Genomic DNA, 25,254 nt, shown 5'->3' with positions numbered 1-25,254 from the left:
AATCGAACGAATGGTGACGATATAAGTGACATAATATTGTCAGCCGTCATGTCATCTGTGACAGCATATCCGGACGTATAAGTTTTAAAAATCTTCGCTACTGTAATATTTAATCAATTAGGAATGTTACAGCCACGAAAGGAATCATTATTCCTCAGTTAGTGCTTGGACGCCTATTTCTATTTCTTTTCTCCATTATACCCCAATAGCTATAGAACAAGGCTTTTAATACCGAAATACTGGCACTAATACTTTTATAATGCGAGAATATATAATATGGTATAACCATTAAACTCAGCAACAACCCATATATTCTTCGGGCAGTGAATCCATAATTTTTAAAATACCGTTTGTCATATCCTTTAAACCATTGACTTTCGGAATCTTCTGCAAGCGTGGAGATATTTTGTGGATAGAAATAGCATTTAAGTTTCTTTCTCCAACAAGTAACCATGAATTTGTTATCTTCACCCCCTCCATTGCCAGTTCCGCTTCCTATTTGTTCGTCAAAACATATGTTTTTGTTCCTAATATCATCTATTCTAAAAGTAATTTGAACTGAAGACACCCGATTGCACCATAAGAAGTTCAGTTTCTTGGCTAATGTAGGATATGGCCTACTTAAATTCTTCCGTTTTACTTCGAAAGCTATTATATTTGCATCTTCTAAATCACGATATGCGTTTATTATTGTAGACTCATAACTGTCATCAAGGGTTTCATCATCATCACAGATTTTACAAATGGCATCGTCTGGAGTAAAAGCTATTGCCATGTTGCGACTTCGTGACAATCCTCGTTCGGTGGTTGACACAAACGTACAATGCTTTATTTGCCCGAATTTATTTACGAAATCAAACTCTTCAACCATGTTGTGGTCACACTGATTAACAACTACACAGTCCGTTTGAACATTAGTACGTTGTACTATACTGAAATCAGTTTGGTGCATACAAGAGATTAGAACAAATAAGTTCATAATTTAAGATTCTATAATGTTAACGTATTTCTTTAAAAAAGATGTCGCTGATAACATCTCATGTGCTTTCTTTAAATTATTGTTGCTGAAAGTTTTGAAAAGGTTGTCGTCAGTATTTATCATTTTTTCAATAGCTTCGGCTATATCGTCAGGACTGGTGGGATCAAATAAATAACCGTTTACGCCATCTTCAATCATTTTTACGTTATCCGATATACACCCACAAATTACAGGTAATCCCATACACATGGCCTCCCCAATAACATTAGAAAAGCCCTCTCTCACGGAGGGTAAGCACATGACATCAGCTTTGGCGTAACATTCCTTTATATTATTATGCGGAGGAAGAAAACGAATAATATCGTCAACTGCATATTCTTTTATAAGACCCAAATTTTGCTCGCCAATTCGATTATTGTAATTACCGTACCAATCAACTTTAAATCTAAGCCCCCTTGATTTAGCTATATAAACAGCTTTAATAAAATTAGAAATATTTTTATCGACGGCATGCCTAGCGACAACAATCATATTTAAAATTCCATTACGACTTCTACATATTGGGAGACTCGGTTGAAATTTAGAAAAATCTACGAAATTAGTAATTGTGCGCAATTTTGGTTGCATGAAAGGATAATGTTTCGCCAATATTTTTGTTTGAGTATAAGAATTTGGGACAATATAATCTGCAAGTCTATATAAATTGAATATCACCTTTTGCTTAAGAGAAATGACTGGAGTCATATTTCTATCGGATACCAGTAATTTGGTCTTCCGAAAGAAAGGCTTACAAATTAAGGCCGCTAAAGAAGAACCCGGAGAAAATGAAATGATAAAATCATACCCTCCGTTTTTTAAGACCCGGAAAGAACGCCATAGTTTTTGAAATACATTTTGGGGTAAACTATTTTCTTTAATTAAGCTAACCTCGTTTTCACTTAGTATGGGTTCATAAAAATAAATAGGATGATAACAATAGACAGAAACATCGTAACCATGATTTTTTAGCATAGATGCTAATCCGACTAATTGACGTTCTGCACCACCAGGTCCTAATTCATCTATAAAACACAATATTTTTTTCATAATAAAATCAACCTTTATCTAGGAATATCTTTAGGAATGGATTAATAATCCAATAAATAATGAGGACTGATAATATATATGATGCCCAATGTGAAAATGAATCACGCGATACATATATAGCCATAGCTGCCAATCTTATTATAACAATAATTACAATCGGAGAAAGCTCTTTATATCTATAACTCAAGTCAATGCATTTGAAAATACGTCCCAGCAATATAGCCACAATTATCACTCCCCATATATTTAAATCTAAATAGGCCTCAGCAAAAACAGATGAACCAATACCATATGTATACGTTTTCGATTTATTAGACAACTGTGTTAGATATACAGCGCTTGAAAAATCCTCATCGGAAAGGCCTAAGGGCTTAAAATATTCTTTCCGAGCACCTGGAAATGAGGATATTGAACTAAGTATGGTAAATTTTCCAAAAGAAAGATTTGCATCACCTTCTTCAATAGCCCTCACCGCTACAAAGTTACATCTCAAACTTGAGGCTAACTCTTTGGTAAACGGAGAAAACGACTGTATCTCGGTATTCTTCTTCTCATTCATTCTTATCAGTGACTGCTCTACCTTTTCTGTAAACGACAACTCAGTAGACCGACTACGAATAAACCCTAGTAAAGTAACTGCGAAAGCGCCAGCAGCTATGAATAGAACTGCAACTTTAATATTTATAATTTTTTTTGAGACAAAAGTATATGAATAAATAATCGAAAGTGTAGAATATATTACCGGCCCTCGGTCTCCACTGAATAATCGCAAAATTACATAGACACATAATGGAAGCCAGAATACTATAGATATTGATTTAATATATTTTTTTACAGATACACATTCACCACTGCGAACCATTTTCTGAGTATATAATGCTAATGCTATTAAACTTGTAGCATCGTAAAATCTTTCGAAAGAAGCAGACAGTCCTCCGTCAGCGTTAGAAGCTCCAGAGCCTACATATATAGTGCCGGTCAAAAATGACTCTATATCAATAGTAATAACAAATAATAGGAAGAATACAAGTTGGATATAAACCCAAGATTTAACTGGCAATAAACCTGTCTTACATTTTACAGAAGGGAAATTCCTGGTATGATAGTTCGCTAATAAAAATAAAACTATAAATAAGCAACCTCCAAAAAAGCACTTGTCATAATATTGTTCTGCCCAACTTACCGGTATAAAGTCGCCAATTTTTCTAGCACAAAATGATTCGTCAAAGAAGAATTGAAGATTTACTATTATTAATCCGATAAGACAAATATAGGTAGGTCTTAACCCCCAGTTGGATAATGAACCATCATTTTTTTTATCCGAGATATAAAATAGTATAATATAGCATATTATCAATACTAGAAAAAGAGGATATAAACCTGAAAGGCTATCATCTTTGCCTGTAATGCTAAAAAGCCACAAGAAAAGACTAAGTATTATTCCGAAAACTGAAAAAATCATATTCATAGAGTTAAAATTATACCTAAACTCGTTTCATATACCTATAAATAAATCCATAATATGTACACAAAAGAACCGCACATATTATTATATTATAGATTAAATTATAAGGAGAATAACTATAAATAACAAAGCACACCCCACTCAGTAAAACAGGGGGCAATAAATACTGAAAATACATAGATAATTGTTTAACGAATGAAATACACATAATTCTACAATATAGCCAAACATTCATCACAAACCCCAATAATGTACTAACTACCAAACCATAAAGTAATGCAAAGTCGGATATAAACAAAAAGCTACATATGATTCCAATACCTATGAATCTTTTTATAATGGTAATATTCGCAAGGAATTTGACAGAGCCTAATGACTTTATATTATTTCGTACAAGAGATTCACATAAAAACACTATGCCATTCAACATCAAAATACTCAAAATCGGAGCTGCATCAATCCAGTTCCTTCCCCATAGTATGACTATGATTTCTTTAGAATAAATTGATATTATGCATAATATCGGAACAAGATATTGTAAAAGATATTTAAAGATTGAGTCGGCCTCATATTTAAAAGCTATTTTATCTGTTCGTAGTCTTGCCAAAATTGGAAATGACACTAAATTAACCGTTGTAACGATAGAATTAGCAGACCCGGTTTCTATTTTTTTTGCTTGGTCATAATATCCAACAATACTCAAACCAGCAAATTTGCCAAATAAAATAGATATAATATTTTCATAAAAAGAATCGATTATATTGCATAACGTAGTGAATGCTCCAAATGAAAATAGCCTTTTAAATGAATGATAATTAAACCCGATTGAAATATGATACTTTGCAAAATAATTTGTTAAAATGGACGTGGTTGCAACTAATGACAACTGAAAAGCTACTAAAGCGTATACCCCCCAATTAAAAAGACAGCCTGTAATTGCAACAATCCCACCAATAACATATGAAATTATAGAGATTATAGTTAGCTCCTTAAATCTTAACTCTCTTATCATTATAGATTTAGGCACAATACATATCGCACTTAAAATAAAAACCAATGCAAGAGAACGCACAACGTTTTCCAATCTCGGTATATTGAAAAAATATTGGATAGGATATGCACATAAAAACAATAGAATGTAAAAAAATATACTAATGCCCAAATTAAACGTAAAAACTGTTTGACAGTCTTTCTTAGAAATATTATCTTCTTTAATTAAACTACCTCCAAGTCCGGACTCAGACAAAGTCATAGAAACAGTAATAAATACAGCTAAAACACCTATTTTTCCAAAATCATCGGGAGTTAAAAATCGGGCCAATATCATATTAATAATCAAATTAATCCCTTGCGGACCGATTTTACCGAGAATACCCCAAATATAAGCGCTTTTGTTTCTCATTTATTTATCAGATGTGCGGTAGAGGCATTCATGATAACTTCTTTTTTCTTAGTATAACTAAGACCTTTGGAATGAACATCGAATCGCTTGTTTCGTTCGTAATACTCGTCTATTGTACAAATAACTTTAGCGGGATTTCCAGCTACTACCATACGTGGCGGTACTGATTTTGTAACCACACTGCCAGCAGCAATTAAGGCATTATCCCCAATGGTTACACCCGGCATTATCAAGGCGTTTGAGCCTATATACACATAGTTTCCAATTACTACTTTACCAAAACAATCGAAATCGGGATATTTATCGCGAAGGACATTTCCCCCCCCATGTGTAAAAATTTTGCAATCAGTTAATTGGCAATTACTACCAACTGTTATTAGATACGGTTCGGAAGACCAATGGTCCTTACCAATCAAGTTATGTTCTCCTATATTAACTCCAATATGTCGCGCATATTTAAGCGGAGAAGCAATAAAGCGCCAATAAATAATTGATAAGAGTTTAAACGGGTTCATAAATTATATAATATGGCATATTTTCACATGTGAGTTCCTGACAAACAGAGCTTGAAACTCACATGTGGAATTATAATGTTACAACCTGCCATCAATTTCTGCGATGGGGCGGGTAGCCTTTACATCAAAGATGACATGTAAGGGTTTGAGGGTGGCGGTCATATCCATTCCGTCGAACTCATGGTGGGCAACGGCAGCTATGGCAGCATCGAACTTCTTGTCGGTGGGTAATTCGTTGACGACTTTAAGACCGTATTCACGATGGACAGCTTCGGAGTTTGCCCAAGGGTCGAAGATGGTAATGTCAAGATTGTATTCTTGAAGGGCTTTGACGATATCAACGACTTTGGTGTTGCGCACATCAGGACAGTTTTCCTTGAATGTGAAACCAAAGATAATAATTTGACTACCGAGTACTTGTATACCTTTCTTTAGCATCAGTTTGATGACGCAGTTGGCTACGTATGCACCCATGCCGTCGTTCATGCGTCGTCCGGCAAGGATAATTTCGGGGTTGTAGCCGTAGCGTTGTGCGCACTGCGCAAGGTAGTATGGGTCAACGCCGATGCAGTGTCCGCCAACAAGTCCGGGCTTGAAGGGTAGAAAGTTCCATTTGGTTGATGCTGCTTCGAGTACGTCCATAGTGTCGATGCCCATAAGGGTAAAGATTTTCGATAATTCGTTAACAAAGGCGATGTTGATGTCGCGCTGCGAGTTCTCGATTACCTTTGCGGCTTCTGCAACCTTGATTGAGGGCGCAAGGTGCGTCCCGGCAGTAATAACTGATGAATATACCTCATTGACAAGTTTGCCTACTTCGGGAGTGGAACCGGAAGTAACTTTTTTGATTTTTTCAACAGTGTGTAGTTTATCGCCGGGATTGATGCGCTCAGGCGAGTAGCCGGCGAAAAAATCGCAGTTGAATTTCATGCCGCTGACGCGCTCTACTACGGGAATGCATTCGTCCTCAGTCACGCCGGGATAAACGGTCGATTCGTAGACTACAATGTCGCCTTTCAAAATGACTTTTCCGACAGTTTCTGATGCACCCCAAAGTGGTCGCAAGTCGGGGTTCTTGTTCTCGTCGACAGGGGTCGGCACGGCTACGACGTAGAAGTTGCAGTCGCGGATGTCATCGATGTTTGCAGTACAACGGAATCCGTGGTTGTTGATAGCATCCTGAAGCAATTCATCGCTTACTTCCAACGTTGCATCATGTCCGGCCATAAGGGCTTCGCAACGTTTGATGTTCATATCGAAGCCCACGGTAGGATATTTGGTTGCAAACAGACGTGCAAGCGGTAGGCCTACGTAACCGAGACCGATTACGCAGATTTTAATCTCTTTTTCCATTATAGTTATGTATTTTGTTTATAGATTATCCCAATACCAGTCGACAGCTTCTTTAAGACCATCGCGCATCGAAAACTTAGGTGCGTAGCCAAGCAATCGCTTGGCCTTGTCGATGCAAGCCAATGAGTGAGGGATATCGCCAGTACGATTCGGGCCATGTGTCGTTTCGATGGACTTGATAGCGTCATCCTTGGCACCGAGGAACTCGCGCAGGTACCCGACAAGCTGATTGAGCGTGGTGCGCTCACCGAAAGCGGTGTTATAGATTTGGTTGACCGCTTCGGGGTTTGTTGTTGTCATCGCCAACATATTCATCTGGATGACGTTGTCGATGTAAGTAAAGTCACGGCTGTATTCACCGTCACCGTTAATATTCGGTGCTTCGTGATTCATGAATTTCTTGACAAACAACGGAATAACGGCGGCGTATGCTCCGTGCGGATCCTGACGACGACCGAACACATTGAAGTAGCGCAGACCGATATATTCTATTCCATAGGTACGTGCGAACACGTCGGCATAAAGCTCGTCAACATACTTGGTTATAGCGTATGGTGACAAAGGTTTGCCGATTACGTCTTCGACTTTGGGGAGCGTCTTGGAATCGCCATAGGTCGATGATGACGCAGCAAAGATGAAACGATTGACGCCGGCATCGCGTGCGGCGACAATCATATTGAGGAAACCGCCGATGTTGACATTGTTGGTTGTAATCGGGTCGTTGATCGAACGAGGCACCGAGCCGAGGGCAGCCTCGTGGAAAACATATTCGACACCATCGACAGCCTTGTGACAGTCTTCGATTTTGCGGATGTCGCCGACAAGCATCTCAAACGTTTCGGGGAAGCGATTTATAAGCGGAATGATATTCTGCCACTTACCGGTAGCGAAGTTGTCGAGACAACGCACCGTGTAGCCGTTTTCGAGCAGATGCTCACAGAGGTTTGACCCGATGAAGCCAGCACCCCCGGTCACTAATACTTTTGTTACCATTATTTCTTAATATCGTATTTTTTATTTATGAATTGCGTTAATCAAGGTAAGCACTCAACAGCGTCCACCCTCTTAGAAATCAAGAAAATGAACTTTTGAGTATTTTAAAATTTAACGATTTATAATATTTATACAGCCATTGACATAGGAACGAGCTATTCATAATTATCATTTCCGTGCATCAGCAGCCTGATTGTAGTTGCAATATAGTCACGGGCATTGAGACCTACATTCATGCAGGGTTCAATCTGTGTGAATCTTCCTCACGCCCAATATTAGATTATTAATAGATTAATTACTACTATTAATTCGTTCCACCAAGGTTATTCTTTAGTTCCACAGTTGTTTCCCTTTAGTTCCACATCTGTTATTGTTTAGTTCTACATCTGTGGAACGAATTGTTGTTTGCTACAAAAATTGATAGTTTATGCAAGGGAGGGCACAGAAGTCCACAATCTTGTCCTTTGTAAGCACATTCAGCACGGTACAAAGTTTTATGGCCGATTTCAATTCGGTGTTCTCTATGGTTATCATGGTAAAATGTAAATATAAGTTTATCTTTCCGCCCACATCAGGGTGTGAAGGTTTACTCGGCATGCTTCTCTCCATGACCATAGCCATAACCGTAACGCTTGCCATAGCCGTAATACTTGCCGTATTTACCGTAACCGTAGTAATACCCGTATTTTCTGGTATTCAAATCCAGACCGTTTATGGCGATACCGGGATTAGGCAGTTTCTTGTTCTCGGAAAGTTCATTGATCAATGTGAATTCCGCCTTGTGGGTATAATCGGCACGACAGACGTAGACCGACAAATCTGCCACACGTGCGATCAGCAATGTATCGGTGACCATACCAACCGGTGCCGTATCCAATATGATATAATCAAAATTCTTCTTCAATATTTCAATGGCTTTGTCCAGTCCGTCACGGGCAAGCAGTTCCGTAGGATTGGGAGGGACTGTCCCACCCGGAAGGATAAACAGGTTCCTGTTTACATCAGACGGTTGGACCAGCTCCATCAGGTCCATACTCGGGTTGGTCAGGAACTGGGTGATGCCACGTTCCTTGGTGGAAAGTTTGAAAACCTTATTCAACCCCGGTTTACGGATGTCAAGACCCACTATCACCACTTTTTTACCCAGCAGCGAAAGGCTGACTGCCAGATTCGACGAGACGAAGGATTTGCCCTCACCGCTGATGGTGGAGGTCACCAGAATCACATTCTTTCCGTTCTCAAGCATGAACTGGAGGTTCGTACGCACATTACGGAAGGTCTCGCTCATCAGGTTGTTCTGATTCTCGAATACGGCGATGGAACCGGACTTCTCATCCGCCAGCGGGATATCACCGATCACAGGAAGAGAGGTCAGCTTCTCGACATCCGAACGTCCCTCGATCTTGAAGCGGGTCAAGCCGATCAGATAGATGATACCGGCAGGAAGACCCACTCCTGCGATTAAAGCAATAAAGTACACCATCAGTCCCTTTGGAGAAACCGGATCGTCATCCGCCAGCGCCTCATCGATCGTCTTGGCATTGTTCGCGGTAGCGGCCAGGGTGATGGCGTTCTCCTCACGTTTTTGAAGCAGCATCAGATAAAGGCCTGCCTTGATCTCCTGCTGGCGGGCGATGCTCACGAAACGGCGTTCCTGAGTAGGGGCGTCACTGATACGACGCGAATAGCGGTTAGCCTCACGGGCAAGGTCTTCCCGGGTGATCTGCAGTCCTTTCAAGGTCGCATCCAACGTAGCCTGAACATTGCTACGCATCGCACGGATACCCGTATCCAGATTGATGATCGTAGGGTTGCTCTCGGTAGAGGTGCGGAGCAGGCGTTTCCTCTCGACAAGCATCTCATTGTATCTGTCTATCGCACCCGCCAATGCGGCATCCTGCAGTCCGATATTGCTGGGCAATACTTCGTATTCCGAACCTTTCATATAGCGTTGCAGATCCATCACCAGATTGATCTGGGTCTGGTTCTCCACCCGCTTCTTCTCGTATTCGGCATTTCCCGTCAAGGCTATTTGTGCCTCACTGCTCAGATCCGTAATCCCCGCGCTACGCTTGAAGTTCTCCAGGTCCTGTTCCGTACTGCCAAGTTCCCTGGAAATAATGCCGATACGCTCATCGATGAACTCCGCCGTTCTCTGGGCAACCTCATTCTTGTCATTATTCGCATTCACATTATACATCTCGAGCAACTTGTTGATGAAATCCTTACCACGATGAATCTCTGAATCTTTCAATGAAATCACCACTACAGAAGTCATCTTCGATGTGGGAGATATCGAGAGAGCAGTGGCATATCCTTTCGCTACGGAAGAAGGCCTGTGGATGAAAGCGGTGATACGACGTTCCTGTGTCACGCTGTCCGGACGGACCGATGACAGCGTATCGGTATTCGCAAAGAAAGCGACCGTACCCTCATCGGTAGGGAATACGGCAGGTAGTTTATCAAACTGTTTCCGGTATTCCTTTTCCCCTACAGCAATCCGAACATCCATCGAACCGGCAGGCTGCAAGGTCATATTCACCTCCATCGGATGAGGAAGCTTGTCCGCCTCCTGAGGAGTCAGGCTTACCACCACGGGAGAGGTGCGGTAAAGTTCCCTGACGGGAAACCCGTCTTCATCCTTGTAAGTTACGAATAAACCTAAATGATTGACCACTTCTCTTGCCAGTGACTTGGATTTCAGCACCTCGATCTCATTGTCCACGTTGCTTGAAGAAGAAACGAAACCGTCCAGTCCCATTTTTTCCAGTTCGGAGGACATGCTGGTACCGCCGCCTTTCTTGTCATCCTTGATCAAGACCGTGGCGGATATATTATAAACGGGCGTTGCCAGGCGCAGGTATCCCCATGCACAAGCGATACACACAATCACCGAAACCACGAACCAGGGCCAATGGACCAGGCAGCGGAAAAGGATTTCCTGAATATTAACCTGGTCTTCAGACTGTTCCATACGATTTTCGTTCTTTTCCTCAACCATACAGTGATATTATTTGAAGATTGTTACTAATAAACTTGCCAGTGATACTAAGATAGAGGTGGCGGAGAACCAAAGACTGGTACTGTTACCGATATCGGAATTGCGTGCCTTCGCCTTGTTCGGGGTCACATAAACGATGTCATTCTGCTGTAACCAGTAGTACGGAGAAAGGATGGTTTCCGCCTTGTTCAGATCCAGCGTTATGATCTCCTGTTTACCGTCAGCACCCTCACGGATCAGCTTGACATTCTCACGGACTCCCCAGACAGTCATGTCACCAGCCATGGCAAGGGCTTCCAGAAGGTTCACTTTCTCATTGCTGATTGTAAACGTGCCGGGACGGGTGACCTCACCCAGTACGGAGATCTTATAGTTCACCATACGGACGGTCACGATCGGAGTCTCCTTGATATAGGGTTTCAGCTTGTCTATGATCAGTTGTTCGGCCTCTCTTTTGGTCAGTCCTCCGATTCTCAACTCACCCAGGACAGGAAAGTTGATCTTCCCTTCATTATCCACCAGGTAAGGCTGCAGGACAGGCTGGGTAGTCAGCTGGGTAGTACCGGCAGCCACACCCGCAGGGCTGGCCACTGTCAGATTGAAAGGGACAGCCAATTCCGGACTGGTACATGAGACCACAATGGTAAGCAGGTCCTTGGGCATGATCTTGGCATCATACAGACTCTCCTGTTGCACGGTCTGCTGCACAGCTTCCGCATCCTGAAGATAAGGTACTTTCTTATATGACTGGCAGGAAGCGAGCAATAATATCACAACCAGGCAGGCAAATACATGGCGTCCCACACTTTGCATATTCATATACATGTAAAATGATTTATTCATAAAAAACATTTGGTTTATTATTCTTTATCCAATACCTCAAATCTCGGTGAGTTCTTTGACTTAAATTCAGGAACTACCTTCTTCATCAGTCTGACTGTATCCATGATCCTCACCGCACGCGACAGATTCTCGAACTCTTCATACGTGTCAAGGATATCGGCATATTCATATCTTCTCACCTTCGCTATCATGATCTTCTTGTTCCCAGTCGGAATCGTATTTTCCTTGTCGCTCAACACTTCCTCGTAAAGCTTCTCTCCCGGGCGCAAACCCGTGAACTCGATCCTGATGTCCTCACCCGGACGGTAACCCGCCAATTCGATCATGCGAGTAGCCAGGTCCACGATCTTCACCGCCTGTCCCATCTCAAAGACAAAGATCTCATTGCCCTGTCCCATCGTGGCGGCCTCCATCACCAAGCGGCAGGCTTCGGGGATGGTCATGAAGAAGCGGATGATATCGGGATGGGTGACCGTCACAGGCCCGCCGTTCTCGATCTGTTCCTTAAAACGGGGAATGACCGAACCGTTACTGCCCAGCACATTACCGAAGCGGGTCGTGATAAATCGGGTACGACCCTTCACCTTTCCCTCACCGATGGCACAGCCAAGGCTCTGCACGTAGATTTCAGCCAGTCGTTTGGAGCAGCCCATCACGTTCGTGGGGTTCACAGCCTTATCCGTGGAGACCATGACCATTTTCTCCGCACCGTATTCCACCGCCATGTCGGCAACCTGTCGCGAACCTATCACATTGACAAGGACAGCCTCGCAGGGATTCTCCTCCATCAAAGGAACGTGTTTGTAGGCAGCCGCATGAAAGACGATCTGGGGATGGTAGAGCTCAAATACCATACGGACACGCTCCTTCACACGGACGTCACCGATTACCGGGACAAAATCCATCCCGGGATAGTTCTTCTCGAATTCCAGACGGACATTGTGAAGGGGAGTTTCCGCAGAGTCGAACATGACGAGTCTCTGAATCCCCATCTGTACCAGCTGGCGGCAAAGCTCACTGCCGATACTGCCCGCGGCACCGGTCACCAGCACCACCTTGCCACGGAACTCTTCCGCCACCTGACGGAGGTTGATGTTGATTTCAGCACGGCCAAGAAGATCCTCGATCTTGATGGGGCGGACCCACTGGTGAAAGTTCCCGTCGGAATCCGCCTCGCTGATGGTAGGGGCGATCAGTGTCTTGAGTCCATGGTCCTTGCAATATTCCAGGAGCCGTTTCTCTTCCTGGCGGGTGTCCTCGTAACGGGCAAAAAGAATACCCTTAATTCCGCGCTTACGTATGATATAGTCCACATCAGACCCGCTCTCAAAGTAATAGACGGGAAGATCCGTCAAACGGCGGCGGCTGTTGGTTTTGCCATAAACGTAAAAGCCTGCAACCTTATAATGGGCACTGTTACGGAGACGCAGTTTCAAGGCTACACTCTTTTCGTCGGTACCGTAGATTAGGATACGCGTGTTCTTCTTATTCACCCAATCCAGCAGCAGGTCATAGACGATGATCAATGATACACGGAAGACTGTCAGAATCACCATGGTCAACAACCCGTCAAACAGAAGACAGGATACTTTATAATTATATGGCAGCCGGGTCTCACAGATAAGCCCAAAAGAGATGATAGCCAGACAGACAACTTTGAATAATACCGCACAGATGATACGCCACAGTTCGCGGGCCTGGGAAAAACGGATCGTATTACGGTAAGTGTGGAACAATAAGGAACCTGCGACACTTGCCGCCAAAGAGATGACGACCAATTGACAGAGCAGACGGTCGCTCATCGGAACATGACCCATATAATGAATCACGGCATAGGCGACCAATGAACACAATACGGATACCAACGTATCGATACCCAGAATGATCCAATAGCTCAAATAGTTCTTACGGGCATATTGAACGATACCCTTCAATGTCTTTTCCATTATAATGCTACAGTATGAATGAAAAATGTGTGCGTGTGTAAGAAATGAAAAATACAGGCAATCAGGAATTCACAGGTTCGACATAGCCCACCGGCATGTCCGCACAGGCGCATCCCAGCATATTCAGACGGACAGCAATCTTACTCTTGCCGCCAACCGTGACAAGCTCACCCACAAGACCCGTCAAAGGACCTTTGATGACACGGACCTTCTCACCACGTGCCAAGGGAGCACTGTTCATACTGATCGCCTCTTCCGAATAGTCGAGCATAAAACGGAAACGGGCCATCTGATCATCGGGAATTACAGCAGGACTGCTCTCACCGCGCATGACCATATACCGGCTCACCGTAGACAGGGAAAGGACCTCTTTGCGTTCTTTCCCATCCGCATGTACAAAAACCATCATGGGAAGCAACACACATTCGACCACCTTGCGGCGGTCGCTCCATTGATGTACTTCCTGCTGGACCGGTACAAAATTTTCAATCCCCATTTTGCCTAAACGCTCGGCCACTTTCTTCTCATGATGCATGCGAACCAAGGCGACATACCAGCGTTTAGGGTGTGCTACGCCTTCCCCTGTCCCATTTTTAGGCCCAGCACTCAAAGTTTCTTGCGTTAGAATCATACTTTTTTACCCCATACTAGTCCGTTACTTCTTAGGTAACGGAACTTAAATTTGATGCAAATATAGACAAAAACACGAATAGTAAGCAAATATTCTTCCACTTTTTTCGTTTTATTTGAAATATAGAGCAAAAAACTGTCTGAACATGAAATAATCTTATTTCCATGCTCTATACTTTTTATTGCCTAATCTCTGGATTTTTCCTGTTGAGTATTAGGTAGTTCCTTTCTTGTGCCCCATTCCTATATGTGATTTCTATTCTTATTGAGATGTGTGTGTCTTGTGTACCTTATCCGTTACCTAAGAAGTAACGCCAGCATTAAGTCCCTAATTCATAATGCTTTAATAATACAAATCAGATCATTTTCAAACTACATACGTAAGAATAATTCATTTTATTAACCTTTGTTCTTTCTTCCAATTCGAACCCTTTCAAATATATCTGCGTTGTTTTAATAGATTTGTGTCCCAGTGATTCGCTAATCATTTCGACAGGTACACCTCTGTACTTGGCTGTCGTTGCCCAAGAATGGCGGAGCGTGTAAGACGTAACAGGTGAATGCAGCCTTAATTTCCTAGACAGGCTTTTCAACTCATTATTAAAACGTCTCAAAGCTGACTGATATTCACGATAGGCTCCTTCTTCATTTCTCTTATATACTCCGCTTAATATCCGGAAAAGATAATCAGGATAATCGGAACTCCGGGGATCTGATTTATTATACAGTCTCCCCATTGCATTTTGCGCTGACTCCAGCACTTCTATGCTCATAGGAGTACCGGTCTTGATGCGATTGTACTTCAAAAGTCCCCGCTCCAGATTGGACTTTTCCAGGTGGGCCAAATCTGAAAAAGGCATTCCACAAAACTGAAACAACAAATTAGCAATAGCCTGCGTCCGCCGAAGTTTTTCCGATTGAGGATCTTTGTTTAGCAGAATGTGAAGTTCACCGATCGGGATGGCTTTCTTCTGACGTGTGTCCACCCCCGTAAAAACATCCCGGAACAAGCCGTGCACATAAGGAGCCTGATGCATATCGACACCCCGATTGTATATACTACGCAGCATACGCATATACGTAGAAATCGTATTGGGCTTCAGACGGGAAGCCATCAGGTAGTTGCTATACCTCTTTAGATTCTCACGGTTTATCTTACTAAACGCAATGGATTGAGTTCCACAAAACTGCGAAAAAGAACGAATAGCGTGTTTATACACATGGGCCGTCGAATAACGCCCCTCTTGTTGCAAACAATCAATGTAATCGTTTGCACAAATAGTAAATCGATTTTTCTTCATAAATTATAACTTATCTCATACATGTTATTAAAAACGTGTGGAATATAATAAGATTATAGATAAAATAAGTCATAATTTTTAATTTACTCACTGTTTTAGATGGATTTTCAATTTATTCCTAAAAAAATCCCTGCCAATTTTCAGATTGGCAAGGATTCATTTTTATCTTCAAGAAGATGAGCTTTTTACTTGCAGTATTTGCTTATTAATTCATCAACGTTCGGATCACCCAATTCTTTCGCTTTCTTAAAGTTACCGCAAGCTTCATCCGTCTTCTTCAGCTGTATCTGACAAAGTCCCAATAAACGGTAAGCCTCACTATATTTGGGATCAGTCTTCAATATATTATTCAAAATCTGAATGGCTTCTTCATATCGTCCTACACGGAGGTTTACCACTGCATGTTCCGCCTGGTAGATAAGATCTGTCGGATTCATCTCGATAGCCTTGGCAATATCGTCTAAAGCACGTTGAAACTGGCGTGCTTTCAAAGCTGCCTGTTCACGATAATAATAGAACACATCGTTCACTTGTCCTTTGACTGCCGTATGATAGGCATCATAATCAAGCATCGCATTTCGCGCCCGATCGGCATTCATATTCATCTGTGCACGTTCCAACAGGTACGGAGCCCAATCTGCCGTGATTGGTTGCGGACAACGGGCAATACAGCTATCCATCAGGGCTAACACTTCTTTCGGATCCCCCTTCATCAGTTCTTTCGCCTTGGCAGCACTAAAGAAAGTGGCTGGAGAAGCAATATTGCTGGCATTTACCTTTTCATAAGCAACCCAAGCACCGGCATAGTCTTGCCGGGCAAACAATATATCACCTTCCATTTGAATGTAAATGGGCAGCGAATCGATAGCAATTGCCTGACGTACATTCTCCAAAGCGGTGTCATACGTCCAGTCTTTGTAAGTTTTCTCCGGCTTTGATAACTGATAAGCATAGATCAGCTTACCTATATTATAATATACATCATCTTTTTTCTGGGCTACTTTCAAAGCCTGATTTAAGTCTGTAACGGCTTTATCATACCAAGTCTGATCGTCTTTGCCCTTAGATGCATAATAATTGGCACGACGAAGATAACCGTCCGCATTGGCAGGGAACTGACGGATGAAATCATTCAACAGCTCTTCATAATCGTCACCCGAGAGACTCGAAGAGGCCATAAACAGGTATACCAATGCTTGTTCTTCCGTTTCGGGCAAACCTTTCCGGATACCAATGCTTCTCAAGGCAGTGTCTCCCCAAGAAAGGGCACTGATTTTCTGCGACATGGCAAAAGATGCTCCTGCCGCATAACAAGTAGTCACCGTATCGATGCCGGATGATTTCTGCGCAATACCGAAGACCTGCCCCTCCGCATTCATCACCGGGCAGCTCACCATCTTATCTTTCATCTGCATGCCCAATGTATAGTAATGATGTTCCCCGGCTACTTTGGAAACATCTTTCACTTTACCGCTGACACAAGCAATGCTTTTCTGCGTAGAATAAGGAAGCATCCACGCATCGGATCCCACCGCCGGAGCTGTTTCGGCAACCACCAATGCAGGCACTTTTTTCTCGGTAATAGCCACCCGGAACTTAATGACATCATACATATCATCCGCTCCAAGTATCAGGCTGACCGGCATCTGCTTACCTTCGGAAGTGATCACCACCGCACGCTCGGCTCCTTTAAAAAGAGTATAATCTGATAAAGCCAATCCGTCTTCGGACACAAAGAATCCGTTTCCGGTATTCAACATTTTATCATTCTTATCATAAGTCACTATTGAGAAGACCGCACGTTTTGCCTTCTCTACCCATTTGGGGGTTTGCGCCATGCTTCCCTGTAACAGGAAGAAAAGCAGCAGAGATAGAATAAAAATCTTCTTCATATCAGTTATTGTTTCTTTGTTTCACAGCTTCGTAAATCAAGATACCGGCAGCTACAGAAACATTCAGGGATTCGATGGTACCCAGCATCGGAATTTTTACCCATTCATCACAGAGTGCGAGGTTATCATACGAAACTCCCGTATCTTCCGCTCCCATTATGATACAGAGGGGACTTGTATAATCGGCTTTGATATAGTCATAATCTCCTTTTTCAGTAGCAGCCACAATGCGGAAACCGCTGTCTTTCAGATATTGCAAAGTCGAACGAAGATTCTGTTCACGGCATACAGGCAGAGTGTGTAACGCTCCTGCCGATGTTTTCACGGCATCAGCATTGACCGACGCACTACCCCGGACAGGAATAATCACTGCATCGACAGCTGCACATTCACAGGTACGGGCAATCGCTCCGAAATTGCGCACGTCAGTCACTCCGTCCAGCATAACAAAAAACGGATTTTTTCCTTGCTCAAACAAGAAAGGAACAAGATCTTCCACTTTCTGATAAGTCACAGAAGAAATGAAAGCAATCACTCCCTGATGATTTTTCCGGGTAATACGGTTGATACGCTCTACCGGAACACGCTGAACAGGTATCCGCGTACCTTTCAAAGCTGCAAAAAGCTCCTTGGAAAGATCACTTTGAATATCTTTCTTCACGAGGATCTTATCTATCTCTTTCCCAGCCTGAAGGGCTTCTATCACGGCACGAACACCGAAAATCATTTCACTTTTATCTAACATCTGGTTGATTTACTATTATACTATTTATCAATTGCGTGCAAGCAAGGATCTGGCATTGCTAAGAGCAGCCTCGGTCAGAGTAGCACCGCTAAGCATATGAGCAATTTCCTCTACCCGTTCTTCGCTTGTGAGATGGCGGATATGACTATTGGTTTCCGTATCGCTATCTTTCTTATATACCTTATAATGAGCACGCCCACGGGCAGCAATCTGCGGTAGGTGTGTGATACTGATGACCTGGCGGTTTCGATCGCCCATCTCCTGCATCATGTCAGCCATGCGGTCGGCTATTTCACCGGAGACTCCGGTATCTATTTCATCAAATATAATGGTCGGCAATTTGACGGCTCCGGCAATCATAACCTTGATAGAAAGCATGACACGAGCGATTTCACCCCCCGAAGCTACGGAAGAGATATTCTGTAGGGTACCGTTCTTATTGGCGGAAAACAGAAAATTGACTGTATCTTCTCCTTGCAATCCCGGCTCTTTCTTCAGTCCCATTTCTATCTGGAAACGAACATTCGGCATTCCTAATGGAATCAAGCGGGCAGCCAGTTGTTTCTCTACTTCACGCGCAGCTTTCGCACGGGCTTTAGTCAACACTTCCGCCTGCTGTTTCACCTGTTTATATTGTTCCTCTTTACGAACGGTCAGTTCGGTGATACGCTCATCATAGGAGGTGATATCCGACAATTTACCGCGGTATTCATCCGTTAGCGTTATCAATTCGCCAAGAGTCTGTACCCGATGTTTCTGCTGTAAGGAATAAATCAGATTCAAACGTTCGTTCACTTCGTCCAGACGGACCGGATTGAATTCAACGGATTCACTTTGCGAAGAGACCTCGTGCGAGATATCTTTCAATTCGATATAAGCACTCTCCATACGTTCGGTAAGCTCCTTGGCCGGCTGATATACCTTTTGCAGATTATTCAGCGTATTCAGGCTATCTTTCAGGTAAGAAAGCAATCCGCCTTCATCGGAAGCAAACGACTGTTCCACCCGGTAAAGTCCGGCTTTAATTTCTTCCGCATGAGTTAATGTTTCAGCTTCCCGTTCCAGTTCTTCCTGTTCACCTTCCACCAAACAGGCTTCTTCGAGCTGTTCGAGTTGGAAGCGGATATAATCTTCATCGGAGCGGCTTTTCTCTGCCAGTGACACTAATTCAGCCAGTTCGCGGTCTGTCTGTTTCCATTCCTCATAATACTGATGGTATTTCTCCAATGCTGCATCATTATGCGCCAGAATATCCAGTACATTCAACTGGAATCCTTCTTTATTGAGCAATAAATTCTGATGTTGTGAATGTACATCTATCAGCTGTTCGCCCAGCTCTTTCACTTGTGCCAGCGAAGCAGGAGTATCGTTGATGAATGCCCTGCTCTTACCGGAAGCTTGTACCTCACGACGCAAAATACACTCTTCATCATATTCCAGTTCGTTTTCTTCGAAAAACGGACGCATTCCGTAGGCAGATATATCGAAACGTGCCTCTATGATACATTTGGAAGCTCCGCGGCGAATCGCTTTCACATCGGCACGCTGTCCTAACAGGAGTCCGATAGCTCCCAAAATAATTGATTTTCCGGCTCCCGTTTCACCTGTTATAACGGAAAAGCCTGTTTCAAAACTGATATCCAGTTTTTCTATCAATGCGTAATTTTGAATGTATAGTGAACGTAACACCTTCTATTTAATTAAAAATTAAAGAGTAATAATTAAAAACCTGAAGACAGAATGGCCACCAGACGGTCGATGATGTCTTGGGCTACTTCCGCTTTCGGCTTCAAAGGATAATCTGTACGGCCTTTCCTGTCGATGATGCTTATTTTATTGGTATCATGGCGAAACCCGGCTCCAGCATCTTTCAATGAGTTGAGCACGATAAAGTCGAAGTTTTTACGTTCAAGCTTCTCTTCGGCATTCCGCTGCTCATTATTGGTTTCGAGGGCAAAGCCAACCAATAACTGATTTTCCCCTTTCATTGCTCCTAAACTGGCAGCAATGTCTTGTGTTGCCTGAAGATGAAGGGTCAGTTCCCCTTCTTTCTCCCGCTTAATCTTATTGTCGGCCACAGTTTCCGGACGATAGTCGGCTACTGCTGCACAAAGAATACCAGCATCAGCATCCGGGAAATATACCTGTGAAGCCGCATACATCTCTTCTGCCGATTCCACATCTACACGCCGGATACGAGAATGTTTCGTTTGGAGCTGCACAGGCCCTGTTATCAATGTCACCTGTGCTCCGCGACGAGCACATTCTTCTGCCAACGCGAATCCCATCTTTCCGGAAGAATAATTGCCAATGAAACGCACCGGGTCAATCTTTTCGTAGGTCGGTCCGGCTGTAATCATCACTTTCTTTCCGGATAATTCGTCACCCGAGGCAAAGAATTCGTCCAATACCCGGATGATATTTTCCGGCTCTTCCATACGTCCCTTCCCTACCAAGTGGCTGGCCAGTTCTCCTGTTCCCGGCTCGATAATGTGATTCCCATAGGAACGCAATATATCCAGATTTTTCCGGGTAACAGGGTGAGCAAACATATCGAGATCCATTGCCGGAGCAACAAACACGGGAGCTTTTGCGGAAAGATAAGTTGTTATCAGCATATTGTCAGCTATTCCATTCGCCATTTTGCCGATAGTAGAGGCAGTGGCAGGTGCAATCAATACAGCGTCCGCCCACAGCCCGAGATCGACGTGACTGTTCCACGTTCCGTCACGCTGGGCAAAAAACTCACTGATAACAGGTTTACTGGTCAAAGCCGAAAGAGTGATGGGAGTAATAAATTCTTTCCCCGCCGGAGTAATTACAACTTGCACTTCCGCTCCCTGTTTTATCAGTCCACGAATGATATAGCACGCCTTGTACGCGGCAATACTGCCGGTAATCCCAAGAACTATTTTTTTCCCTTTCAGCATTATTTTGTAATCAAATTACTCATTTCACGCAAACGGATTTTTGTCAATGCCGCCTTAGTGTTCAGCGTGAAATCGCTATTCAAAATCCAACTGTAATATCCTGGATCTTTCTTCAAAACCTCAACTACGGACATTCCCTTATATTTTCCGAAATTGAATATTTCCACTCCATGATCATCGTATACCATGCGCCCGGCAAAATCTACGTTCTTGCTGAAACTTGAATAATCTGCCAGAAACGCAATATCATTCTGAAGATCAGAGTAACGATCAAGCTGTGCTTTCAGCACTTCGTAAGTGGCCCGTGTATCTGCTTCGGCAGTGTGTGCATCTTCCAGATTCTTATCGCAATAGAATTTATAGGCAGCAGACAGGGTGCGTTGTTCCATCTTATGGAAGATCACCTGTACGTCTACAAATTTGCGTTTCGTCATGTCAATGTCCACTCCGGCGCGAAGGAACTCTTCGGCAAGGACCGGTATATCAAAACGATTGGAATTAAATCCTGCCAAGTCGCAACCTTCAATATCCCTGGCTATTTTTTTAGCCACTTCTTTGAAAGTAGGGCAATCGGCTACGTCGGCATCATAAATGCCATGTATAGCAGAAGATGCTTCCGGGATATGCATTTCAGGATTGATACGTAATGTCTTTGCTTCTTCATTTCCATTTGGATATACTTTCAGATAGCAGATTTCAACAATTCGGTCTGTGTTGATATTGGTTCCGGTTGTTTCTAAATCAAAAAAAACAAGGGGATTTTTCAGGTTTAATTTCATTTCTAATTATTTTATGGAGTCAACACAGATTAATCATTTAGCATCATCGGCATCAGCAACATCAGCAAGTCTTCGTTTTCTTCCTGTTCTACCGGGATAATCACTCCGGCACGTGAAGGATCTGCCAACTCAATGACTACCTCGTCTGCTGAAATATTGTTCAGGATGTCAATAAGGAAAGTCGATTTGAAACCGATGCTCATTGCCGCACCTGCATACTGGCAAACTAGTGTCTCTTCGGCAGAAGTTGAGAAATCAATATCTTGTGCGGAAATCACAATTTGGTTTTCCTGCATACGGAGTTTAATCAAACTGCTTGCTTGCGACGAAAAGATAGACACACGGCGCAAAGCTCCTACCAACTGTTGGCGGTCTACAGTCACTTTGTGCGGATTATTTTGTGGAATTACCGAGTTATAGTTCGGGTAACGTCCTTCAATCAAGCGGCAAACCATCCGGTAACTTTCAAGCATGAATACAGCGTTGCGTTCATCAAATTCGATCGTCACAGTGCCCTGTTCTTTCGGCAAAAGATTTTTAAGCAACGTAGCCGGTTTCTTCGGGAGGATGAAAGCTGCACGCTCGCTACCTTTAGCTGCCAATGTCTTGCAACGCACCAGTTTATGACCGTCTGAAGCAACCATTGTAATATCTTCTGTAGTAATATCGAAATAAATACCGTTCATCACCGGACGAAGTTCGTCATCGGCAGTAGCAAACACCGAACGGTTGATACCTCCCAGAAGTACACTTGCTTCCATCTCTACACGGACTGCATTATCACCCAGGGTGGCTGATTGAGGAAATTCATCCGCATTCTGCCCCATCAGGCTGTATTTTCCGTTCTGGTACTGCACTGTTATTTCATAATTACTCGGATTGATTTCAAATGTGAGTGGTTGTTCCGGGATTTCTTTCAGTGCATCAAGCAATGTTTTCGCTACTACGGCAAAACGCCCGTTCGCATCGCTTTCATTTACTTCTACGGTAGTTGCCATCGTTGTTTCACTGTCGGATACAGTCACGGACAATGTTCCGTCTTCCAATTCGAAGAGGAAACAATCGAGAATTGGCAGCGCATTTTTGGAATTAATCACACGGCTGATGGCCTGTAAATGGCTGGAAAGAGCAGTACTTGAAACGATAAATTTCATATATTTTTGTGTATTTAAGTTTTAAATGTTCTATCGCACAAAGTTACGAAAAAAGATTTGGGCTGCCCAATAAAAGAAAAGAAAAAAACAAGCATTGTGTGAAGGATATGACTAAAAAATTGTAACTTCGCCGCAGAATTTAAAATTATTGCAATGGAATTTACAGGAAAAATCATCGCTATCCTCCCCCCGAGAGGCGGAGTTTCAAAGACTAGCGGCAACGAGTGGAAAGCACAAGAGTACGTTATTGAAAACCATGATCAATATCCGCGCAAAATGTGTTTCGACGTATTTGGTACAGACAAAATCGAGCAATTCAACATTCAGATGGGTGAAGAACTGACCGTATCATTCGACGTTGACGCCCGTCAATGGAATGACCGTTGGTTCAACAGTATCCGCGCATGGAAAATAGAGCGCGTCAGCGCAGGTGATCCAATGGTTTCAGGTTCTCCCGTTCCTCCTCCGGCTCCATCGCCTATGCCTGAATTTATTTCAGGTGACGCCAAAGACGATCTGCCATTCTAAACTGAAAGTCATTCATCCGACGTATCAACATAAAAGACTCCCGACGGGATTTAATCCTATCGGGAGTTTTTTATGATGGACAATTGTATATAAACCGTCATTTCTATTCTGATTTATATTTCAAAATAATATTGGAATATACTACTCCGTCCATACAGGCAAACTGGACAAAGAGTGTAAAATTGCGGAAGAAGCCGGCATTGCGAAGAAAGAAATCCGGTATGAAACGGATATAATTTTCCGATAGCCGAAACACGTGATCGAAATCTGCCATCAACATAAAATGATACGAATCAGACAAGTGATCCATGCCTGTCTGATAAGCTATCGCCCCATTGAGCACTTCACCTTTATCCAATTGGCGAATATAATGCGATAGGCTGCTCTCATCCGGAGCAAGCAACAAGCGTCCGCCATAAAATGCCGCATACATATCCAAAGTCGGTTCTACGAAACCGCTCAGTTGTTTAAACAAAGTTGTTTGAGGCAACCGATAGACAAGGTATGCCTTATCTACAGTATAACAAAAAGTTATACGAGGAGTTTTTCTTCCTCCATCTGCCGGAGCAGTATCAACAAGGACACGAAGCATTCTTTCAGCCTCCGCCACATCTGCCACAGACAAGCTCAAGACTGCCGCTACATCTTGCAACGTATCTCCCTGCTGAAAGAGACAGGCTACCAAATCCTGCCCGGCATTTTCCATCAGATAACGGGAAAATTCCTTATCCCTATTCCGAACTTCACTCGTACGGACATCCCCGTTCTGCTCCTGCGCATTTCCATCAGAAAGCAGAGACGCCCAGTCCGCAATCCCCTGCCTGCTAAAATAAAAAGCAGTAGAGGGCAACACTTCGCCCGGAAACCCTTGGACTGATTGCTGCTGACGAAGCTGATTCATAAATGTAAAACAAGTGTCCGCATCGTGAGTGATACCGGAGAAATAGATAAAATCATCTCTCATCTTCATGTCAAATTCCGTCCACCCCATCACCCCCTCCATACGGGTATAGATTGTGGCGGTCGCTGCACTTTTTTTCGGAGCACGCACTCCTGTAAAGACAGGATCATCTGCCAATGATTTTCCACTTTTATATGCATCAATAACGTCTTCAATCAGCTTTTTCTGAAAACTCAATACCATAAAATCAGCTGTCAGATAGCAGGCAAGAAAATCGCCATCCGACATCGGATAAATGGTAATCTCTTCTCCTTTGTAAACAAATGTTTTCGGCGGATAAAGCGAAGATATATATTTGCGCACAAATCCGGCTACCAATTCCTTATCTCCGTTCCCCAATCTGCAATATAGCACTTGATTCCGTTCGTTATCCGGTTTGTGGAAACTGATCAGCATCTGATTCATCTGCCGACTCAAACCATGGGGAGCATCTTCGGAAAGGGTATAAAGACTTTGTTTCAGATAAGAAAATAGTTTGGACACATAAAGATATTGCTGATTTTTACTACAGGTCAGACCATCGACCCCTGCCACAAATTCATTCACGTCATCAGTAACAAACACCGCTGAAGTGGTGGGCGGAACCAGTTCATAAAGGTTAAAATCTTTCTGCCCTTCGGCTGCCGACAGCCTAAAAAAAGAGTACAATGCAAAACCTGAGCACAAAAGTACAACAGAAGACGTAATCGCTATTTTTACTATCGTACGAAGTTTCATCATATTCGCTGTTTATCGGTCAAGTGCAAAAATA

At 43.0% G+C, this 25,254-nt stretch carries 20 protein-coding genes; 1 reads left to right on the top strand and 19 read right to left on the bottom strand.

The genetic code is table 11. The features are described 5' to 3' along the window. Nucleotides 1-154 precede the first annotated feature (154 nt). From AB9N12_RS14105 to dnaN, 18 genes are all read right to left on the bottom strand, one after another. The gene (locus AB9N12_RS14105) at nucleotides 155-775 is read right to left on the bottom strand and encodes a hypothetical protein (RefSeq protein WP_369892651.1); all 621 of its coding nucleotides are present in this window, start codon (nucleotides 773-775) and stop codon (nucleotides 155-157) included. A 207-nt stretch (nucleotides 776-982) separates the two neighbouring features. Beyond that, nucleotides 983-2,065, bottom strand: a complete 1,083-nt coding sequence (locus tag AB9N12_RS14100) for a glycosyltransferase family 4 protein (RefSeq protein WP_369892650.1) — start codon at nucleotides 2,063-2,065, stop codon at nucleotides 983-985. A gap of 7 nt (nucleotides 2,066-2,072) precedes the next feature. Beyond that, nucleotides 2,073-3,533: an O-antigen polysaccharide polymerase Wzy gene (wzy, locus tag AB9N12_RS14095; RefSeq protein WP_369892649.1), complete on the bottom strand. Its 1,461-nt coding sequence runs from the start codon at nucleotides 3,531-3,533 to the stop codon at nucleotides 2,073-2,075. A gap of 16 nt (nucleotides 3,534-3,549) precedes the next feature. Continuing rightward, complete coding sequence (locus tag AB9N12_RS14090; RefSeq protein ID WP_369892648.1) at nucleotides 3,550-4,932, bottom strand: lipopolysaccharide biosynthesis protein; 1,383 nt, start codon at nucleotides 4,930-4,932, stop codon at nucleotides 3,550-3,552. Beyond that, on the bottom strand, nucleotides 4,929-5,447 hold the full coding sequence (locus AB9N12_RS14085) for a DapH/DapD/GlmU-related protein (protein WP_369892647.1): 519 nt from the start codon (nucleotides 5,445-5,447) through the stop codon (nucleotides 4,929-4,931). The genes AB9N12_RS14090 and AB9N12_RS14085 overlap by 4 nt, the downstream gene beginning before the upstream one ends. A 78-nt stretch (nucleotides 5,448-5,525) precedes the next feature. Then, nucleotides 5,526-6,800, bottom strand: a complete 1,275-nt coding sequence (locus AB9N12_RS14080) for a nucleotide sugar dehydrogenase (protein WP_369892646.1) — start codon at nucleotides 6,798-6,800, stop codon at nucleotides 5,526-5,528. 18 nt (nucleotides 6,801-6,818) lie between these two features. Continuing rightward, nucleotides 6,819-7,793: an SDR family oxidoreductase gene (locus AB9N12_RS14075; protein WP_369892645.1), complete on the bottom strand. Its 975-nt coding sequence runs from the start codon at nucleotides 7,791-7,793 to the stop codon at nucleotides 6,819-6,821. Between the two features lie 586 nt (nucleotides 7,794-8,379). Then, nucleotides 8,380-10,794, bottom strand: coding sequence for a GumC family protein (locus tag AB9N12_RS14070; protein ID WP_369892644.1), 2,415 nt, complete (start codon nucleotides 10,792-10,794; stop codon nucleotides 8,380-8,382). Between the two features lie 9 nt (nucleotides 10,795-10,803). Next, nucleotides 10,804-11,637: a polysaccharide biosynthesis/export family protein gene (locus AB9N12_RS14065; protein ID WP_369888919.1), complete on the bottom strand. Its 834-nt coding sequence runs from the start codon at nucleotides 11,635-11,637 to the stop codon at nucleotides 10,804-10,806. A gap of 17 nt (nucleotides 11,638-11,654) precedes the next feature. Continuing rightward, nucleotides 11,655-13,583 carry a polysaccharide biosynthesis protein gene (locus tag AB9N12_RS14060; RefSeq protein WP_369892643.1) on the bottom strand — a complete coding sequence of 643 codons (1,929 nt, stop codon included), beginning with the start codon at nucleotides 13,581-13,583 and terminating at the stop codon, nucleotides 11,655-11,657. Nucleotides 13,584-13,644: 61 nt separating this feature from the next. Continuing rightward, nucleotides 13,645-14,214 carry a UpxY family transcription antiterminator gene (locus AB9N12_RS14055; RefSeq protein WP_369892642.1) on the bottom strand — a complete coding sequence of 190 codons (570 nt, stop codon included), beginning with the start codon at nucleotides 14,212-14,214 and terminating at the stop codon, nucleotides 13,645-13,647. 355 nt (nucleotides 14,215-14,569) lie between these two features. Next, nucleotides 14,570-15,514: a tyrosine-type recombinase/integrase gene (locus tag AB9N12_RS14050; protein WP_369892641.1), complete on the bottom strand. Its 945-nt coding sequence runs from the start codon at nucleotides 15,512-15,514 to the stop codon at nucleotides 14,570-14,572. A 185-nt stretch (nucleotides 15,515-15,699) separates the two neighbouring features. Continuing rightward, entirely contained in the window at nucleotides 15,700-17,406 is a 1,707-nt protein-coding gene (locus AB9N12_RS14045) for a tetratricopeptide repeat protein (RefSeq protein WP_369892640.1), read from the bottom strand. Nucleotide 17,407: 1 nt separating this feature from the next. Next, the gene (gene rlmB, locus AB9N12_RS14040) at nucleotides 17,408-18,151 is read right to left on the bottom strand and encodes a 23S rRNA (guanosine(2251)-2'-O)-methyltransferase RlmB (RefSeq protein WP_369892639.1); all 744 of its coding nucleotides are present in this window, start codon (nucleotides 18,149-18,151) and stop codon (nucleotides 17,408-17,410) included. A gap of 27 nt (nucleotides 18,152-18,178) precedes the next feature. Beyond that, nucleotides 18,179-19,840: a DNA repair protein RecN gene (gene recN, locus AB9N12_RS14035; protein ID WP_369892638.1), complete on the bottom strand. Its 1,662-nt coding sequence runs from the start codon at nucleotides 19,838-19,840 to the stop codon at nucleotides 18,179-18,181. 32 nt (nucleotides 19,841-19,872) lie between these two features. Continuing rightward, nucleotides 19,873-21,081, bottom strand: coding sequence for a bifunctional phosphopantothenoylcysteine decarboxylase/phosphopantothenate--cysteine ligase CoaBC (gene coaBC / locus AB9N12_RS14030; protein WP_369892637.1), 1,209 nt, complete (start codon nucleotides 21,079-21,081; stop codon nucleotides 19,873-19,875). Further along, nucleotides 21,081-21,860 (bottom strand): exonuclease domain-containing protein, encoded by a 780-nt coding sequence (locus tag AB9N12_RS14025; protein WP_369892636.1) that lies wholly within the window; start codon nucleotides 21,858-21,860, stop codon nucleotides 21,081-21,083. The genes coaBC and AB9N12_RS14025 overlap by 1 nt, the downstream gene beginning before the upstream one ends. Nucleotides 21,861-21,889: 29 nt before the next feature. Then, the gene (gene dnaN, locus AB9N12_RS14020; protein ID WP_369892635.1) at nucleotides 21,890-23,014 is read right to left on the bottom strand and encodes a DNA polymerase III subunit beta; all 1,125 of its coding nucleotides are present in this window, start codon (nucleotides 23,012-23,014) and stop codon (nucleotides 21,890-21,892) included. Nucleotides 23,015-23,167: 153 nt separating this feature from the next. Between dnaN and AB9N12_RS14015 the strand changes: the two genes are divergently transcribed. After that, nucleotides 23,168-23,542, top strand: coding sequence for a DUF3127 domain-containing protein (locus AB9N12_RS14015; RefSeq protein WP_369892634.1), 375 nt, complete (start codon nucleotides 23,168-23,170; stop codon nucleotides 23,540-23,542). Between the two features lie 103 nt (nucleotides 23,543-23,645). On the opposite strand, the gene AB9N12_RS14010 is transcribed toward AB9N12_RS14015, so the two are convergent. Next, a complete protein-coding gene (locus AB9N12_RS14010; RefSeq protein WP_369892896.1) occupies nucleotides 23,646-25,220 on the bottom strand; it encodes a DUF3352 domain-containing protein in 1,575 nt (524 codons plus the stop codon). Nucleotides 25,221-25,254 lie beyond the last annotated feature (34 nt).

It is taken from the genome of Bacteroides sp. AN502(2024) (genome assembly GCF_041227145.1).
Classification (GTDB): domain Bacteria; phylum Bacteroidota; class Bacteroidia; order Bacteroidales; family Bacteroidaceae; genus Bacteroides.
This window is presented reverse-complemented; position numbering and strand designations above follow the sequence as displayed.